This is a genomic window from Nitrospirae bacterium CG2_30_53_67, from assembly GCA_001873285.1.
GTDB lineage: Bacteria > CG2-30-53-67 > CG2-30-53-67 > CG2-30-53-67 > CG2-30-53-67 > CG2-30-53-67.
Genome location: MNYV01000113.1, coordinates 1 through 18,249, shown reverse-complemented (window position 1 = coordinate 18,249; position 18,249 = coordinate 1). Strand labels below are relative to the sequence as shown.

Sequence of the window (18,249 nt, the reverse complement as noted above, 5' to 3'; positions counted from 1 at the left end):
CTCCTCGATATCCCTCTTGAGTCTCATTAACTTCTCATCCCTGATATAACCAAGATCTCCAGCGAGTAATACTTGTGTCTCCAATTCGCAATTTGTAAATCTCCAAGCATAATTGATAAGACTGGGGCCCTTCCTTTAACTCCTTGTAGTGTTTGAGCACTTCACTTGACCCCTGGAATCCTTGACCCCTTGCCCCCTGATGTTTTCACCCACTCTTTTGGAGATGATCCGTAATTCTGTGAAGCTTCATCAAGTTGGTTCGCCCGCTTGTTGAAAGAGGCGAACTGGCAATAATGACCACGGTATCCCCCTTTTTGACCTCGCCCATCTCCAGGAGACGCTTTTCAACCTCTGAAATCATGTCGTCGGTATGTCGGTGAGGCCTCATCATCAGAGGGGTCACGCCCCAGTAGAGTGAAAGACGTCTTTGCACACGGTCATTCGTGGCAAAGGCCAGGATGGGCACAGACGGCCTGAATTTCGAGACAAGACGGGCCGTGTAGCCGGAATGGGTAAAAGCCACGATGGCCCTCGCTTTAATATCCTGTGCCGCCCGGACGGCTGCATCGGCCACGGCATAGGGCTCATCGGTCTTCCGGGTCCCCTGTTCCGCCCAGGCCCCCTTGATGGCCAGGCTCGTCTCGGTTTTGCGGATGATCCTCGCCATCATCTTCACCGCCTGCCGAGGGTATCGGCCAGAGGAGGTCTCGGCTGAAAGCATCAGCGCATCGGACCCGTCCAGCACGGCATTCGCAACATCAGCCACCTCGGCCCGTGTGGGTCTCAGGTGCCCGGTCATGGACTCCAGCATTTGTGTCGCGGTGATGACGATCTTGCCGGCCTGGTTGGCCATCCGGATCAGTTTTTTCTGGATCATGGGCACATCCTCGGTATTCATCTCCACGCCCAGGTCTCCCCGGGCGATCATGATCCCATCGGCAGCCGACAGGATGGCATCAATATGGTCCAGGGCCTCGGGCTTCTCTATCTTTGCAATGACCGGAATCTTTGCCCCTTTGCGCTCGATGTAATCCTTGACCTCCTGAACATCCTTTGCCCTTCGCACAAAGGAGACCGCCACGTAGTCCACACCCATCCGGATACCCAAATCAAGATCCTTCCTGTCCTTGGGCGTAAAGGAGGAGAGTTTAAGCTCGGTGTCGGGCAGGTTCACCCCTTTTTTATCCGTGATCTCTCCGCCTTCTATGACGCGTGCCGAGACTTCATCTTTATTCCTGCCGGTTACCCTGAGAAGTTTCAGTCCATCGTCAATCAGGACCCTGTCGCCCTTCCGGAGATCCCGGACCAGACCGGGATAATCAATGTAGAGACAGGCCGGTGTGGACAGGCCTTTTCCCTTTCTGAGCATCACGGTGCTTCCGGTTTTCAGGCGGATGCGTCCATTTTCAACCTTTCCGATCCGGATTTTAATCCCCTGAAGATCCTGGAGAACGGCCACGGGCTTGTTGAGGGCAAGAGACTGTTGTCTGATCATCTTGATGTACTTCTTGTGTTCCTCATGGGCGCCGTGAGAAAAATTCAGCCTTGCCACGTCCATCCCATTCCTGATCATGGAAGAGAGAATGTCTGCTCTGCCCGATGCCGGTCCTATGGTACAGACGCACTTGGCTCTTTTCATGGAAACAATCCGCTTGTAAACACGAAAAACGTGAAGATGGTTCCGCCGACGACACGGAAAAGATACCACCGGGGCGAACCCCTGTCAACGCAGAAGCCACCCCAAATTCACCATTAAACCACAGAGGGCACAGAATAACTGATGGATCATAGAGATAAAACATTAAACAAGTTTCTCATCTCTGTGCACTCTTTTCTGAAAGATTAGGTTTTGCCTTATTTTATCAATCGTTTTGAGAACACAGAGAAAATCATCTGTGTACTCTGTGGTTCACAGATTTTGGCGGCGAATGCTGGCCCCCAAAATGGTATGGGGTGTCAATCCGTCCGGAGACTCCCGATCCGGAGAGACCGTCAGAAAAAAAAAGCTCCATGGTTTCCCATGGAGCTTCGGGTTCGAAACGTTCATTCAAAATTTACATCTTGATGACGTTGGTGGCCTGAGGTCCTTTTTGCCCCTCTGTCACGTCGAAACGGACTTTCTGACCTTCTTCGAGGGTCTTGAAACCTTCATCCTGAATCGCGGAAAAATGGACGAATAAATCCGGACCATCACTCTGCTCGATGAAACCAAAACCCTTGCCGTCGTTGAACCACTTCACTGTGCCTTCTGACATGTTTTCTCCTTTGTCTTTGAAGCATTAAACAGTAAACCCATGTGCAGTTTCTACCGTTTACCAAAAAAGACCGCACAGGTTTACAAGTCTGTGCGGTTTACATTTATCTGATTTCCGATGCGATCTCTGCACAACCTAAACTATGAAATAAATTAGACCATAAACGTATTCGGATGTCAAGCTTATTTTTTATTTTATTTTCGGCATAGGAATCATGCATATTGTTTCTGCCCGCCGGACTGGGTGCTGACGAAGTCCGATGCTTTAATGCCGTGCCTTTTCATATTCCATTTTCCATCCCGCAAAGGCCTTTCCTTATCATTTGATTTCCGTTTTGATGGGGATCCGAATGGACGGGATAAGGAAGTCTTCTCTGCTCTAACCGTCCTCCATGGATCAGTTGCTGTCCTCTGTCCGCTGTTTCTATACGGTCGTCCGTCATCCGTGGCCTTCTTTACACCCGTTCTATACGGTCGTCTGTCATCCGTGGTCTGTCTCCCGGCTCTTCCCCAGCCTTGGCTGTTTCTGTTTTCCGTTAATCGGCGCATAGGCCGTTTCGGTTCCAGTCCCGGGATCACATACCGAGGCAGGGACTGGCCGATGTAGCGTTCGATACGTTGAAGGACATCGAGTTCATGGCATGAAGCCAGAGAGATGGCGATACCTGAAGCGCCTGCCCTTCCGGTCCGGCCGATGCGGTGGACATAATCCTCCGCATTGATCGGCAGGTCGTAATTGATCACGTGGGTGACGTCGGTTAAATCGAGCCCTCGAGAGGCCACGTCGGTCGCCACAAGAAGCCTGATCTTGCCTCGGCGCATGTTCATGATGGTGCGGTTGCGGGCATTCTGGTTCATGTCCCCGTGCAGGGCCGCGGCCGCATGACCCTGGTCGTGCAGTTCACTCGCCAGTCTGTCGGCATTCTGCCTCGTGGACGAAAAGATGATCGCCCGGGTCATACTGCTGTCCTCAATGAGGCGCCTGAGCACCCGTTTCTTGTGCTGCGTGTCGTCCACGGTGTGGATACGCTGTTCGATCTGCTCAAGGGTTGCTTTCTTCCCGATGATCTCCACCCGAACGGCGTTTTTGAGCAGGCGCCGGGCCATCTTTTCCAGGGCCCTGTCCCAGGTGGCGGTAAACATGAGGGTCTGGCGGCCGGCGGGGGTCGCGGCCGCGATGGCAGACACGGCATCGCTGAATCCCATATCGAGCATGCGGTCGGCTTCATCAAGGACAAGGATCTCCAGGCGTGAAAAACTGATGCGGCCCCTTTCCATGTGGTCGATCAGCCGTCCCGGCGTGGCCACGATCATATCCACAGGCTGTGACAGCAGCCTCTGCTGTTCGAAGTACGGCATGCCGCCGAGGATCGCACCGCTCCGGATGCGCATGAACTTTCCGTAGGTGCGTACGGAGTCGGTAATCTGGTTGGCCAGCTCCCGCGTGGGCGTCAGCACGAGCACGCGCGGCCCCCTGGACTTGGCCTGCGCAGTTGACGGCGCGCTCAGGCGCTGGAGCGCAGGCAGGACGAATGCCGCGGTTTTCCCCGTGCCGGTCTGGGCCGAGGCGATCAGGTCGTGCCCGGCCAGAACCTCGGGGATGGCCTGCTCCTGGATGGGCGTGGGCTTGATGTAGCCGCAGAGACTTACGGCTTTGAGTATGGGTGATGCAAGCTTAAAATGTGAAAAAGACATTCTGCTCCTTTGGTTTCCTGCCCGGAAACACTCGCTCCGGCACGGAAATCGGTTCGGTTGGTGTGTGGGCCGCAGGGATATCCTGATGTCTATGACAAAAAAGACGGCGCCAGCACAAAATATGACCGGCATAACCACATCGTTCGCCAACCATAGGTGCTGATGCAATTTCAGAGTGGAAACTGAAAGCAAGATGGGTCAGTGATCGATGAACATGACAGGTGAATGGCGAGAGCCTTAAATGGATTCCGACAACGTCCTGCCAGGATGTTAAACTACAGTCGTGAGGCATTATACAGATTAAATCATAAATAGCAAGAAGTTTTTTATCTAATTTACACTCAGGGCCTGATTCCGTTGCGAAGCCGTTGCCCTCGCTGGTGCTCCCCGCTTCTCCAGACAAATTTTGGCTTCCCGGTTCTTATCTGTGCAGGAGTATTTTTCTGTGCGGCGGCCTTCTGCGGCCGGGCTGCTTTTCGGACCGGAGCCTGCTGCCTGGGCTGGCGGGCAAACTCGTTGTTCTTTCTGGGCGCCGGGACATTGTAGTCGAAGCCGGCCACGGTTCGGCGGTCGACCGGGCTGCCAAGGATCCGCTCAATGCCCCGCACCATATTCGTATCGTCACCGCTCACCAGGGTGTACGCATCGCCGCTTCGGGCGACACGGCCGGTCCGGCCGATGCGATGGATATAGGCATCGGTGGTGTTGGGGATGTCGTAGTTGATAACGTGAGAGATCTGGGTGACGTCGATCCCGCGCGCCGCGATGTCGGTCGCCACCAGGATCTGGTACGTGCCGTCACGGAAGCCGTCCAGCGCGGCCTGCCGCCGAGACTGCGAAAGGTTACCCTGCAGCGAGGCGGCCCGGTAGCCGGCCTTGGCCAGATGTTCCCCCAGACGCTTAGCGCGGTGCTTGGTGCGGGTGAACACCAGCACCGACTCGGTGTCGGTTTGGCGCAGAAGCTCAAGCAGCAAGGCCGTCTTGAGGTGCGGTTCGACCGGGTAGAGGGCGTGACTGACGGTGACCGCCGGGGCGGTCTTGCCCACCTGGACCGTAACCGGGTCGTTCAGGACCGACTGAGCCAGGCTCCGGATCTCATCGGGCATGGTGGCTGAAAAGAGCAGAGTCTGCCGCTTCCGGGGGAGGTGTTTCATGATCCGCCGGATGTCCGGCAGAAAACCCATGTCGAACATCTGGTCCGCCTCGTCGAGGACCAGCACTTCCAGACGGCTGAGATCAATGGTCCCCTGGCCGATGTGATCGAGAAGCCTGCCGGGGCAGGCCACGACGATCTCAGCGCCCTTTCTCAGTTTTTGCAGCTGTGGATTGATGTTCACGCCGCCGTAAATCGTGACGCTCCGGATGCGGGTATCCCGACCGAGCTTCCCGATGGCCTCGTGTGTCTGTTCGGCCAGCTCCCGGGTAGGAGCGACGACCAGGGCTCGGACGTGTCCCCGGCTTCCCTGCATCAACCGGTGCAGAATGGGCAGCACGAAGGCAGCGGTCTTGCCGGTTCCGGTCTGTGCCAGGCCCATGACGTCCCGCCCCTGCATGACCTTGGGAATAGCCTGCGCCTGGATCGGCGTCGGTGTGGCATAACCCGCGGCCTTGACCCCGGCCGCGACGTGGGGGTTTAACTCGAATGCGTTGAAATCCATAAACTCCTTCTTTCTTGTTCCATAAAAAAAGCCCCGGATGCATTCCGGGGCTCTACGATGATTTCGTTTTTTATCCAGGAACAGCGATTATGGAAACTACTGTAACAGCTTTGGGGCCATGCTGTCAAGCAGAATCGTCTAAGTGGTCCTGTTCGTAAATACGGTGGCATTCGAGGGTCGTAGGGCGGTCGGATCAAAGTTCCGCTCCTTGCGGTGTACCAGAGGGGTACGCCTCAGTCGCGCGCCTTGATGAGACCGCCCTACGACCCTCTCGGTACTTCACCATATTTACGAACAGGACCACTGAGGGATGATACGAGGGTGGGGAACCTGCGGCACTGCCCGCGCCGCGCTCTCTGCAGGACCCCCTTATTGGTCATGACTGTCTCTTCCCGATCTCAAATGCCTTCCCGATAAATCCGCCAATACCGTGATAGCTTCGGACTTCAGGATTGAAGATCATGGGACGAATTCTTTCGATCTCTTCATGATGCTCCCTCCTTCATGTTCGCTCTGTCTATCCCTGTTCAAACGATGCAAAAAAGCACGGCAAAAAAATGGCTGAGGCTCCCCGCCAGCACAAACAGATGCCAGATCCCATGGAAATGACGCACCCTCTTGTCCAGTGCATAAAAAACCACACCCGCCGTATAGAAGACCCCTCCCGACAGCAGCCAGACGAATCCCCATGGAGGCAAAGCCCGCAACAGGGGCCCGATCGCCATCAGGACGAGCCAGCCCATGAGAAGATAAATGACCACCGGCAGGACTCGGCGCCCCTTTTGGGGAAGCGAATCCAGCACGATCCCCAGGATTGCCAGTGCCCAGATCACACCGAATATTGACCAGCCCCAGGCGCCGCGAAGGGTAACCAGGGTGAACGGGGTATAGGTGCCGGCAATCAGGAGATAGATCGCGTGGTGATCAAGTGTGCGAAAGACCTTTTTTGCCTTCCCGCTCAGACTGTGGTAAAGCGCTGAAAACGCATACAGCAAAAAGAGGGCGGTTCCGTATATGCTGAAGCTTACGATCTTCCACACATCACCCTGACGAGAAGCCAGTACAACCAGGATCACCAGGCCGGCAAGCGCGGCCGCTGCGCCAATGAGGTGGCTGATGCTGTTAAAACGCTCTCCCTTATCCATTCACACCACACTTCGTAAATACCTTTCGGGTCCGGCCCCTCGCCATCCGCAACATGAACATGCCAAAGCCTAACAGCAGCATTTCGAATTGTCAACCATCTATAGCCCCGTTAGAAGTTTCAAAAGAAACAGGAAGGTTTCCCCATATTATTCTGTGATCACCTCATCCGGCAGTTCGTTGGTATCCCCGGGCGTAACCGGGAAATGTTTTGCAAGGAGGGCGCCGGCATCCTCCATGGCCTTGCAGAGGGCATCGCAGGAGCGGCCCTCTTTGACCCCCTGAGAGACGGTCCTTGCAAACGTATCCAGTCTCTCCTGCCCGATCTTTTCATGGATTCCCTGATCAGCAAGGACCCATACCTTTCGCTCCAGAAGCGAGAGAAAGAAGAGCACTGCTGTGCTCTTTTTTGTTTTATATAGCCCCTTTTCGTAAAATACCCGAAGCGCCATCTGTTCTACGGCGTGATCCTTCCTGCGGGCCCCTATGAATGCGGCCTTAACCGCAGGGATTTTTTTCACAAGGGTTCGTGAGGGGAAGAAGCATAAGAAGCTGAGCGGGATGAACCACCATAACGATGCATGAAAAAAGGAACCCGTCACCGCCAATGACAAGAGGCTCCCGATGAGCATACCGCCTATGGCCTCGGCTTCGAGATAGGGGTCGCTGCTGTCAAAGACCACAACGGCGACTTCGCCGATGGTCCGGGCTTCGATATCCATAGTAGTATTCCTGATCTTTTCTTTTTCTGTACTCGTGAAAAATTGATCCGCTTTGAAATGCTTCATCACCAACTCCCCGAGGAGCCGCCTCCTTCGAAGGACCCTCCCCCGCCGCTGAAGCCGCCGCCGCTCCCCCAGGACCCGCCTCCGCCGCCGTAGAATCCTCCGCCCGGCCGGAAACCGCCGGTCCCGAGAGGCCCCGTTGAAGAAAAAAGCATGGGAAGCAGCAGTCCTGCGGCTAAACCCAGGATGCCGAGAATCATGAGCAAAAAAAGACCGGAAACGGAAAAGGTAAGATACGCGAGAAGAGGCAGGCCTATGGCCCCTGATATCCCGCCCAGAAACCGGGAGATGCTTCCGAGAAAAAGAACGACAAAGAGGCCATACATGAGGAGCGTCGTGAATGGTCCGAAATCGTCGTGCTTCTGCGGGCGGTGATTTTCGTCCGCCTTGTATTCTCCTCTGACCGCGTCGATCAATGAAGAGACCCCTGCGACAAAACCTCCGTCAAAGTCTCCCCGTTTGAACCGAGGCTTGACCACGAGGTCAATGATCCTCCCGGCCATGAGATCGGTCAAACTTCCTTCGAGGCCGCGTCCGACCTCGATCCTCATCTTTCTATCCTCCTTTGAGACCACGAAGATGACGCCGTTGTCTCTCCCCTGCCGGCCGATCTTCCACGCCTCGGCGACCTTGATGCTGAATTCCTCGATCCCCTCCCCTTCAAGAGATGGGATGGTTAGAATGACGATCTGCGTCGAGTCCGTTTTTTCAAAAGAGATGAGCTCATTCTCCAGCTCAGCCCTGACTGAAGCAGAGATCATGCCGGCATCATCATTGACATGGCCCTGAAGTTTCGGCGCATCGAGCGCATGGGAAACAGAAGTCAGGACCACACATGAAAAGAGAATGATCAAAAAAGTCTGCTTCATGTCTCAGAATTTAACCTTCGGCGCCTTTTCAGCGCCCGCCTCAGCCTTGAATGGCTCTTTGAGTTTCAGGTGCAGAAGCAATGAATTGGTGAGGTTGTTCGGAAAGATCCGGATCGACGTATTAAACGCCTCTACTGCTTGATTGTAACGAGAGCGTGCAACATTGATCCTGTTTTCCGTGCCTTCGAGCTGGTGCTGAAGGTCCAGGAAGTTCTGGTTGGCCTTGAGGTCCGGGTAGTTCTCCACCACCACCATCAGTCTTGCAAGAGCGCTGCTCATGGAGGCCTGTGCCTCCTGAAATTGCGCAAAGGCCTGCGGGTCATTGAGCATGTCCTTGGACATCTGTATGCTCCCCACCCTGGCCCGTGCGTTTGTAATCTCCGTAAGGGTTTCCTTTTCATGTGCTGCGTATCCCTTGACGACCTCCACCAGATTCGGGATCAGATCACTCCTTCTCTGGTAGGCGGACTCCACGTCCCCCCATGCCGCCTTGACCGCCTCTTCATTCGCCTGGATCCGGTTGTAACCGCATCCCCCCATGCCGGCCAGTAGAGCGGCGAACAGAACAAAAAGTAAATACTTTTTCATGGCGCCCTCCATATGATTGAATAATTCCTATTTCTTCTCTTTAAATAATTTCATGAATTCGCCATAACCCTCTTTGTCCAGGTCTTCAACCGGGATGAACCGGAGTGCAGCGGAGTTGATGCAATAGCGAAGGCCTGCCGGAGCGGGTCCGTCATCAAAAATATGGCCGAGGTGTGAATCAGCCTCCCTGCTTCGGACCTCGGTGCGGACCGTAAAGAGCCTGGTATCTTTTCTCTCCACAATGTTCTCCGGCGCCAGCGGCTTGGTGAAACTCGGCCAGCCTGTGCCGGAATCATATTTATCTATAGAGCTGAAGAGGGGCTCGCCGGATACGATATCCACATATATCCCCGCCTTCTTGTTATCCCAGTACTCATTGGAAAAGGCCTGCTCGGTCCCCTCCTCCTGGGTGACCTTGTACTGCAGTGGTGTCAGTTTTTTCTTCAATTCACCCACCGCTGGTTTCCCTTGCTTTCTCTCCTTGCCCCAGATCTTCTCCAGAAACTGATCCCGACCCGAACGGCTCCGGTAGTACTTATACCGCAGCGGATTCTTCTTGTAGTAATCCTGATGATATTCTTCGGCCCTGTAAAAGGCGGGAGGAGGCAGGATCGGCGTCACAATGGGTTTGCCGTAAAGATTCTTCGCCTCCAGCTCCTTTCGCGACTGCTCGGCCAGCCTTTTCTGCTCTTCGTCATGGTAGAAGATGGCCGTGGAGTACTGTTTCCCCCGGTCCACAAACTGGCCGCCGGGATCTGTCGGATCGATCTGCCGCCAGAATAGATCGAGGAGGTCCTTGTAGGAAATCTTCTCCGGATCATAGACGATCTCCACAGCCTCCAAGTGGCCTCCGTCTGCATAGGTCTCATACGTCGGATCCTTGGTGGTCCCGCCGGTATAACCGGATGTGACTGAGATCACCCCTTCCAATGATTCAAAGGGTTTTTCCATGCACCAGAAGCATCCTCCTGCAAACGTCGCTTTTTGAAGTCCCTCACTCCCCTGGGAAGGACCGGCTTCCGCTTCCTGGGGATAAGGGGCGACCATCAATGTTAGAAACATGATCGCAAAATAGAAAAATGTATATTTCATGATGATTCACCTCATGCGAAGTCTTATATCAGTCCATTTTTCTCTTTTATTTTATCTTACAGACAGCAGATTCACAACCAGTGAATCGCGACCTCAATGCGTGCTCTCCGGGCTGCCGAAATTCAGGTCCACCTCTCCTTTGTATTCGAAGGGAAGCTTCAGCACGCTGTGCGCCAGACTGATGCTTCCGGAAAGGCGATAGCTCACCTTCTGCACATGCCCCGATGTCAGCCCGCTGAATTGTTGGAGGAGGCTTCCTACATCACTGATCACGTCCACATCCGCGAGTGCTTCGCCGAATGCCGGGATGGTGACCGGCTGCCGGCTCACGCCGCCGGCAAACTTCTTGCCGTTGATATGAAGCTGATAATTCATGCCGGAGATCGGAAGGGCAAAGCTGTTGGGATTTTGTATGCGAAGCTTCAGCCGGTAGCGCTGCTCAAAAAGGCCGATCTCTCGGACCTGCAGATCCGAGAGACTGACGTAAGGGGCCTGTGTCCGCATACGGATCCCGGCACATGCGGGCAGCAGGACCGATATAAGAACAGATAGGATCAGTAATCGAAGAAGCCTGTTTTTCACGGACATTGTTCTCTCTTCCTGATACACACACCGTGCAGCCAATGTTCTAATGATCCTGACCGGGATGCAGATCCGGATCGGGACGTTTCTGCTCTTTATTAGTAACTGATTATTATCGAATAGGAGGACAAAATGCAAGAAAATTTATTTTGTTAATTATCGTATGATATGATAATATCCGTTTGAGATCACTGGCATGACCTGTCCCCGCCGATTGCAGGAGCGAAGAGTTATGATCTATAAGGTGATCACGAAAAAGGAATTCAAGAAATTCATCAGCGGTCTCATCGAAGAGAATCAGACCATCGGGCCCAAGGCCGTGGACAAAGACAAGAATGGCCGGCCGGTTTACCAGTTCCGGCAGGTTTATTCCTTTGATGAAATGGATCTTGATTACGATGTGATCAACTATTCGATAAAAACCTTTTTCCTTCCATTCAGGGAGGAACTTTCCCGGTTCCGTTATACCGATCATGATTGGCAGCAGCAGATTGAATACCGCGTGAATCCGAGGGTGATCGTGGGCGTGCGCGCCTGCGACATCAACGGATTGGCCAAGCTGGACCGGGTCTTTATGAAGGGGAATTTCCCTTCACCCAGTTATATCGCGAGAAGAAAAAATACCTTTATCATCGGTATGGATCATGAACCTCTGGAAGACTGTTTCTGCAAGTCCCTGAACCAGGATGGGGTCCGTCACGGTTTCAACCTCTTCTGCACGGATATCGGGGATGCGTACTACCTCACGATCAACTCATCCAAGGCATTCAATTTTCTCAGGAATGTCAAGACCAGGGACCCCGGGAAAAACGATGATGGACAATATATCCAGAGACGCAAATATCTCAAGAAAAAATTCAAGACCCACGTGGAGGTCACCGGCCTTCCCGCCCTCATGGATATTGAATTCAAATCTGATATCTGGAAGAAATGGGGAAATAAGTGCCTCAACTGCGGGTCCTGCGCCATGGTCTGTCCCACGTGCTATTGCTACGGCGTGGAGGAGTCGATCGAGCCGAACCTCAAGAGTTCCAGCAAGGATCGTATCCAGTATTCCTGCACGATCGTGGACTTTTCAGAAGTGGCCGGAGGACACAATTTCAGGCCCCTGAAAGAAGACCGGCTGAAGTACAGATTCTACCACCACTACCGGGGCTTTGCAGAGAATGAAGATGCACAGATCTGTGTGGGCTGCAACCGGTGCGGCAGAGCCTGTCTGGCCGGGATCAATCCCAAAGACGTCATCAACGATCTGAGAATGGAGAGCGGAGAATGAACTACAGGATCCGAAAAGAAGATATTAATCTTGAACCGTTCATGGTGAAGCCGCCGCAATACAATCGGAAATCGATTGTGATGAAAACGGACCAGGTATACAAGTGCGAGATCACAAACATTGTCGAACTGACCCCCATGGAAAAGCTCTTTCATTTGAAAATACTCGACCCCGTGGAAAGAGAGATCTTCAATTTCCGGGCCGGTCAGTTTGTGATGGTGGAAGTCCCCGGTTTCGGAGAGATTCCCATTTCCATAGCCAGTTCTCCCAACAACAGGGAATTCATCGAGTTGTGCATACGAAAAGCCGGACGCACCACCCGGATCCTCCATAAGGCCGTCATCGGGTCGAAAGTCGGCATTCGCGGTCCTTTCGGCACGTCTTTCCCCATGGAGAAGATGGCAGGACACCATATTCTTCTGATCGCCGGCGGCCTTGGGCTCGCGCCGCTGAGAGCGCCCATATACTGGGTGAATGAACACCGCTCCGAATACAAAGACGTGCATATCCTTTACGGCGCCAAGGAGCCCTGGCAGATGCTCTTTACCTACCAGTATGAAGAATGGGTGAAAATCAGCCACATCAAGATGCATACGGTGGTGGAAAAAGCGGATAAGAACTGGACGGGGAAAACCGGACTGATCACAGACCTGTTTCAGGATGTCGCCATTGATCCGTCACGCACCTATGCCATTGTGTGCGGCCCGCCGGTCATGTTTAAATTCGTCTGCGATCACATGGATGACCTCGGTGTCCCCATGAACCAGATGTTCGTCTCCCTGGAGCGAAGGATGCACTGCGGTATGGGGAAATGCTGCCGGTGCATGGTGGGTTCGACCTTTACGTGCGTGGACGGGCCGGTCTTTGATTACTGGTCCGTGATGAACCTCAGAGAGGCCATTTAAGGAGGACCGCTTTGAAATATCTCGGCATTGAAACAGCCAAACCCAAAATCGGGGTCTTTGATTTTACGGGATGCGAGGGGTGCGAACTGCAGCTCCTGAACAAGGAAGAGACGCTCCCGGATTTTCTCTCCCTGATCGAGGTGGTCAATTTCAGAGAAGCCTCTTCCGACCAAAGCGACGACTATGACATCGCATTCGTGGAAGGCTCCATTTCCCGTGAGGATGAGATCACGAGGCTCAAACAGATCAGGGCCAATGCCGGGGTCCTGGTCGCCCTGGGGTCCTGCGCCTGCTTCGGAGGCGTCAACAAAATAAGAGAGAGATTTGATATCTCCGATGTGGTTCGGGAAGTCTACGGCAACCATGAGGTGGAGACGGGCGAGGTGAAAAGTGTCAAGGAGGTCGTGCCTGTGGACCTTGAGATTCCCGGATGCCCTGTTTCCAAGACCGAGGTGGAAAAAATCGTCATCGCCCTGGTGACCGGTTCGGAAATCAGGATCCCCAAGTATCCGGTCTGCGTGGAGTGCAGGCAGAAGATGAATATCTGCATGTTCGATTTCGGGACGATCTGCCTCGGCCCGCTGACGCTCGCCGGCTGCGGCGCCGTATGCATCGCCGGCAAGGTCGGCTGCCGGGGATGCCGCGGGCCGGCAGAAGATGCCAATTATGATTCGTTTATGGAAACCATGCTGAAGAAAGGCTATCCCCGTTCAGAGATTGAAGACAAAATCGCTTTCTTCAATGGGCTGGACGGAATCAGGACCGGCCATGTGGTTTCTCCGATACAGGAGAGGGTCCACTCCTTCAATGCCAAGAGAGGGGTGTGAGATATGAAAGTAAATATGAATGTGGATGTCCGCCATTTAACCCGTGTTGAAGGCCATGGCAATATCCATATCGAGGTCAAAGACGGAGCGCTTGTGCAGGCCAGATGGGAGGTGGTTGAAACACCCCGGTTCTTTGAAGCCATGCTCCGGGGGGTATCGCACAATGACGCCCCGGTCCTCACCTCGCGTATCTGCGGGATCTGTTCCATCGGTCATACCCTTGCCAGCCTGAGGGCCGTGGAACAGGCCATGGGGATCACAATTCCCAAAACCGCTTTGAAGCTGAGGCTTCTGGCAAAGCATGGGGAGACCCTGCAGAGCCACTTTCTCCATCTCTTCTTTCTGGCGGCCCCGGATTTTTTGAATGCCGGGAGCGTGGCGCCGCTCATGGAATCCCATCCCGAACTGATGGCCGGGGTGATCCGGCTCAGGGGCATGGCCAACACCCTGTGCGACCTGATCGCCGGCCGCACCACGCATCCTGTCAGCCTGGTCGTGGGGGGCGTGAGCAAGGCCCCGGAAAAGGCCCGGTTGATGGATCTGCGAAAGGCCATAGAGCAAAGAATGGAAGACGCGATGGCCGGATTTGAATTCTTCAAGACGGTCACCATCCCGGACTTTACAAGGGAAACCGAGTTCGTTTCGCTGAAAGGGGACAATAAATATCCCTGGATCGGCGGTGATCTCATCTCATCCGACGGCGTGATCAAGGGCGAAAGGGACTATCTGGCCATGACCAATGAGTACAAAGTGGATTTTTCCACGTCCAAATTCACGAAGCTGAGCAGAGACTCCTTTGCTGTGGGCGCCCTGGCCCGGATCAATAACAACCATCTGTTTCTCCGTGATCAAGCAAAGGATATCGCCCATGCATTGGGCCTGGAGCCGGTCAGCCACAATCCTTTCATGCAAAATGCAGCTCAACTCGCCGAGTGCTTCCATGTGATGGAGGACTCCATCGAGATCATCAATGAACTCCTTGACGGCAGCATGGATGAGATCCGCACCGATTATGAAGTCCGTTCAGGCGAAGGGGTGGGCGCCGTGGAGGTCCCGAGAGGAATCCTCTTTCACCACTACGTGATCGACGACAAGGGATTGATCACCAAAGCGAACTGCATCATCCCGACCACGCAGAACAACGCCAACATCCATTATGACCTGAATGCGCTTGTGGCGCAGGAAACCGGGAAAGGCACGGAGAGCCCGGATATCACCAGGCTGTGTGAAATGCTGGTGCGGGCCTATGACCCCTGCATCTCCTGTTCCGTTCATTGATCCTGTCGATGTTCATTTTAAATCGAACAACGCTGTCAAGCGTACACTCGCATGCATTTTCAAGGCAAACTCATCCTCCGGGAAGTCCCCTTGACGGCCCGTGAGATAATCTGTTCGATGATGTCATCCTGCTCGATCAGTTCTTCTTTGCGTCTCTTCGGCAGTTTCTTGATTTTGTCTTCGACTCTCAGCGCAAGGCCCCTGGCGCCGATCACCTTCCGAAACACCAACTGCAGCGGGCCTCTCCCCCGTAGGTATTTTGCGCCCTTGTCATCGTTCCGATCATGTTCTGCAAAACGTCGGGATACGTCCGTCGAGATCCCTGTGTACAGAGTTCCATCTCTACACCGCACCAAATAGACGGACCATGGAGTCATAGCCGAGCCTGACTTAAGACATGATGCTTGCCCTCGACCTGCACCGTAGCGGCCTGGGGGCCGGACTCCCCGGATTCTTCTTCAAACCGGACCTCGGCGCCGATTTCCAGCCGGTCGAAATCCTCGTTCATGACGCTGTTCCTGTGGAAATAAATATCCCTGCCGTCCGGCGTCTCGATCCTCCCGTAGTCTTCTTCAGGAAACAGCGCCGAAATCCTCCCGGAGGGAGCTGTCTCGTGGACCTTCACATCCCCCCTCCGCCGCCTGACGTAATCCTCCAGCTTGCGGCAGGCTGCATCGAAGGCTTCCTTCATGGCGACGTAGACATCCTCCCGTGCCCTGTTCTTCTCCGGCAACCGGTTGATGACGAGTTCTCCGTCCCGGAGGGTCATGTCGATCTTGACGTTGTAGAGGATACCCTTATGCCGGCGCTTGTGCGGCGCTTCGACGACCACCCGGCAGCTGATGATGTCATTGTTGAACCGCTCCAGCTTCTTGGCCCGCTCCCGGATCTTGGCCTCCACGGCCTCGGATGGATCGACGTTTCGAAAAGTGATCTTCAGGGGAATTTCCATAGGCATAACCTCCATGTCCCTTCGGCTGTTTTTATGAAAATTCTTTAAGAATAATTTATCGTAACTCCCGATATATTTCAACTGCCTTATGGATATATGTAAATAGTTCTTGACATTCAAATATGCCTGTGGTTAAATATGGATGTATATCTAGGTTGTGCAGATTAATTATGGCAAATGAATAGTAAAAAATAGACCGCACAGACTTTTAGATCTGGGCGGTTTTTTATTATCCGGGAACCGGTTAAACTGCACGTTCAAACAATGGTTTCAAATGAAACAGAAGGAGCAACAAAATGGCAGAAGGCACAGTAAAATGGTTCAACGACGGCAAGGGTTTCGGCTTCATCTCTCAGGACGGTGGTCCGGATGTATTCGTGCATTTTTCTGAGATTCAGGATGAAGGATTCAAGAGCCTTGCAGAAGGCCAGAGGGTTCGTTTCGATGTGACTCAGGGAACCAAAGGGCCTCAAGCCGTAAAAGTTTCCAAGATGTAATGCCATCATGCGCATGCATGGATGAACCTAAAGCTCCGCGGTCAGCCGCGGAGTTTTTTTTATCCTAATCGGATTTCCGCTTCAGGATCTTCCACAACTTCTTCCTAAGTGGTCCTGTTCGTAAATAGGGTGACGTACCGGCTTGTACTCGGTTTACCGGTAGAGGGTCGTAGGGTGGTCTCATCTCCGCGCGCGACTGAGGCGTCCCCCTCTGGTACACCGCAAGAAGCGCAACTTTGATCCGGCCGCCCTACGGCACCTGTCTGCCATGGCACAGGCAGGCTCGAATGCCACCGTATTTACGAATAGGGCCAGTGATTTCTCCACCCGCAGAGCGGGTGGCATCAGGAAGCCCCCCAGAGGGGGGTTTTGACCCAAGATAAGCTCCGTTGCCAAACAAAACGCCATGCTGTACCGCAACAGAATCAGAACTAAATATGGGGACAAAACCATGCTCAAACCAGTGAAACAGGAAGAATCGGGATATTTTGAAGAAAAATATGCAGAGCAGGATTTTGGGAAGGTAAGGAGATGTTGAAGGGCGGGCAAGGGTGGAATACCCTGTGATCGCTATGGATTGATCAGCGATCTCCCCCGCCCAGCACTCTATGTAATACCTCACCGACTTCTTTTACCTCATAAGGTTTTACGATCACATCACTAAAGCCGTAATTCCTGAAATCCGCCATGACCGGATCATTTGAATATCCGCTTGAGACAATGGCTTTCACTTGAGGGTCTATCTCCAGGAGTTTCTTTATCGTCTCTTTCCCTCCCATCCCTCCTGGAATGGTCAAGTCCATGATGACCACATCGAAGGCCTGCCCGGTTCCCATGAGAGCTTGATACGATTCAATCGCTTCTCTGCCATCCTTGGCAAAGGAAACCTCATAGCCTATTCGGCCTAACATCGCTCCCGCAACCTTCCTGACGATCTCTTCGTCATCCATGACAAGAATTTTTCCTCCCCCGTTCATGAGAACTCCTGCCTCTTTCTTTTTTGTTAAGATTTTGTCATCCGGAGATGCAGGGAGATAGAAGTAAAAGGTGGCCCCCACATCGGGTCCCGATTCCACTCCGATATAGCCGTCGTGTTTCTTGACGATGGAATGGACCGTGGCGAGACCGAGACCGTTCCCCTTCTGTTTGGTGGTAAAATAGGGGTCGTATATCTTTGCAAGATGTTTTTCCGGAATGCCGCAACCCTGGTCTTTAATGGTGATCTTGACATACTCGCCCGCTTTCAAGGGAAGGGCATCTCCAGGCTTGACCGAGGTATTTTCAGCACGCACCGAGATTTCCCCTCCTTCGGGCATGGCCTGGTCTGCATTAATAATCAGGTTGTTGATCACCTGACTGATCTGCCCCTCATCGACACAGACAGGATAGAGGTCTTCCGGAATAGAAAACACACAACGCACATTGGATCCCCTCAGAACAAATCTCGTTGTATCCCTGATCAAGTCAGAGATCGAGGCGGCCTTCTTAACCGGCGCTCCGCCCCTGGAGAAGGTCAGCAATTGCTGGGTTAGATCCTTGGCCCGAAGAGACGCATTTTCCGCCTCTGTCAGAAGTTCAATAACGTTTTCTCCCTTTTCTGCAAATACCTTTGCAAGATTGACATTACCCAGAATGGCGGTCAGCAGGTTGTTGAAGTCATGGGCGATGCCCCCTGCAAGGAGGCCTACGGATTCAAGTTTCTGGGTCCTGAGAAGTTCTTCCTGCATCTTCCTCTGTTCGGTCACGTCATGGAAAGCCAGAACCACTCCGGTGATGTTGCTCTCCTGATCACGAATCGGGGCGGCAATCTTGTCGATCATTCTTTCTGTCCCGTCCCTGGCAATCAGT

At 53.5% G+C, this 18,249-nt stretch carries 16 protein-coding genes and 2 pseudogenes; 5 read left to right on the top strand and 13 right to left on the bottom strand.

What is annotated here, in order from left to right; translation table 11 throughout:
* Nucleotides 1–205 precede the first annotated feature (205 nt).
* From AUK29_07110 to AUK29_07065, 10 genes and pseudogenes are all read right to left on the bottom strand, one after another.
* Nucleotides 206–1,639: a pyruvate kinase gene (locus AUK29_07110; GenBank protein OIP63201.1), complete on the bottom strand. Its 1,434-nt coding sequence runs from the start codon at nucleotides 1,637–1,639 to the stop codon at nucleotides 206–208.
* A gap of 415 nt (nucleotides 1,640–2,054) precedes the next feature.
* On the bottom strand, nucleotides 2,055–2,255 hold the full coding sequence (locus AUK29_07105) for a cold-shock protein (GenBank protein OIP63200.1): 201 nt from the start codon (nucleotides 2,253–2,255) through the stop codon (nucleotides 2,055–2,057).
* Between the two features lie 515 nt (nucleotides 2,256–2,770).
* A pseudogene (locus tag AUK29_07100) lies at nucleotides 2,771–3,949 on the bottom strand (RNA helicase).
* Nucleotides 3,950–4,290: 341 nt separating this feature from the next.
* Nucleotides 4,291–5,607, bottom strand: a complete 1,317-nt coding sequence (locus tag AUK29_07095) for an RNA helicase (protein OIP63199.1) — start codon at nucleotides 5,605–5,607, stop codon at nucleotides 4,291–4,293.
* Nucleotides 5,608–6,134: 527 nt separating this feature from the next.
* Nucleotides 6,135–6,752 carry a hemolysin III gene (locus AUK29_07090; GenBank protein ID OIP63198.1) on the bottom strand — a complete coding sequence of 206 codons (618 nt, stop codon included), beginning with the start codon at nucleotides 6,750–6,752 and terminating at the stop codon, nucleotides 6,135–6,137.
* Between the two features lie 147 nt (nucleotides 6,753–6,899).
* Nucleotides 6,900–7,538, bottom strand: a complete 639-nt coding sequence (locus tag AUK29_07085; GenBank protein ID OIP63197.1) for a hypothetical protein — start codon at nucleotides 7,536–7,538, stop codon at nucleotides 6,900–6,902.
* The gene (locus AUK29_07080) at nucleotides 7,538–8,404 is read right to left on the bottom strand and encodes a methanol dehydrogenase (protein OIP63196.1); all 867 of its coding nucleotides are present in this window, start codon (nucleotides 8,402–8,404) and stop codon (nucleotides 7,538–7,540) included. The genes AUK29_07085 and AUK29_07080 overlap by 1 nt, the downstream gene beginning before the upstream one ends.
* A gap of 3 nt (nucleotides 8,405–8,407) precedes the next feature.
* Nucleotides 8,408–8,992 (bottom strand): hypothetical protein, encoded by a 585-nt coding sequence (locus AUK29_07075; protein ID OIP63203.1) that lies wholly within the window; start codon nucleotides 8,990–8,992, stop codon nucleotides 8,408–8,410.
* Nucleotides 8,993–9,019: 27 nt separating this feature from the next.
* Nucleotides 9,020–10,084 (bottom strand): methionine sulfoxide reductase, encoded by a 1,065-nt coding sequence (locus AUK29_07070; GenBank protein OIP63195.1) that lies wholly within the window; start codon nucleotides 10,082–10,084, stop codon nucleotides 9,020–9,022.
* Between the two features lie 93 nt (nucleotides 10,085–10,177).
* Nucleotides 10,178–10,672, bottom strand: coding sequence for a hypothetical protein (locus AUK29_07065; GenBank protein ID OIP63194.1), 495 nt, complete (start codon nucleotides 10,670–10,672; stop codon nucleotides 10,178–10,180).
* A gap of 226 nt (nucleotides 10,673–10,898) precedes the next feature.
* Here AUK29_07065 and AUK29_07060 point away from each other — a divergent pair, with 226 nt between their 5' ends.
* From AUK29_07060 to AUK29_07045, 4 genes are all read left to right on the top strand, one after another.
* Nucleotides 10,899–11,942, top strand: a complete 1,044-nt coding sequence (locus AUK29_07060; GenBank protein OIP63193.1) for a hydrogenase — start codon at nucleotides 10,899–10,901, stop codon at nucleotides 11,940–11,942.
* Nucleotides 11,943–12,022: 80 nt separating this feature from the next.
* The gene (locus AUK29_07055) at nucleotides 12,023–12,847 is read left to right on the top strand and encodes an oxidoreductase (protein ID OIP63202.1); all 825 of its coding nucleotides are present in this window, start codon (nucleotides 12,023–12,025) and stop codon (nucleotides 12,845–12,847) included.
* A gap of 11 nt (nucleotides 12,848–12,858) precedes the next feature.
* Nucleotides 12,859–13,674, top strand: a complete 816-nt coding sequence (locus AUK29_07050) for an NADH:ubiquinone oxidoreductase (protein ID OIP63192.1) — start codon at nucleotides 12,859–12,861, stop codon at nucleotides 13,672–13,674.
* Between the two features lie 3 nt (nucleotides 13,675–13,677).
* Entirely contained in the window at nucleotides 13,678–14,952 is a 1,275-nt protein-coding gene (locus AUK29_07045) for a hydrogenase (protein OIP63191.1), read from the top strand.
* Between the two features lie 59 nt (nucleotides 14,953–15,011).
* Here the strand turns inward: AUK29_07045 and AUK29_07040 are convergent, their stop codons facing one another.
* Complete coding sequence (locus AUK29_07040) at nucleotides 15,012–15,329, bottom strand: hypothetical protein (GenBank protein ID OIP63190.1); 318 nt, start codon at nucleotides 15,327–15,329, stop codon at nucleotides 15,012–15,014.
* Nucleotides 15,326–15,904, bottom strand: a complete 579-nt coding sequence (locus AUK29_07035; protein ID OIP63189.1) for a 30S ribosomal protein S30 — start codon at nucleotides 15,902–15,904, stop codon at nucleotides 15,326–15,328. Before AUK29_07035 ends, AUK29_07040 begins: the two co-directional genes overlap by 4 nt.
* 296 nt (nucleotides 15,905–16,200) lie before the next feature.
* Between AUK29_07035 and AUK29_07030 the strand changes: the two genes are divergently transcribed.
* Nucleotides 16,201–16,401, top strand: a complete 201-nt coding sequence (locus AUK29_07030) for a cold-shock protein (protein ID OIP63188.1) — start codon at nucleotides 16,201–16,203, stop codon at nucleotides 16,399–16,401.
* Nucleotides 16,402–16,982: 581 nt separating this feature from the next.
* On the opposite strand, the pseudogene AUK29_07025 reads toward AUK29_07030, so the two are convergent.
* A pseudogene (locus AUK29_07025) lies at nucleotides 16,983–18,249 on the bottom strand (hybrid sensor histidine kinase/response regulator).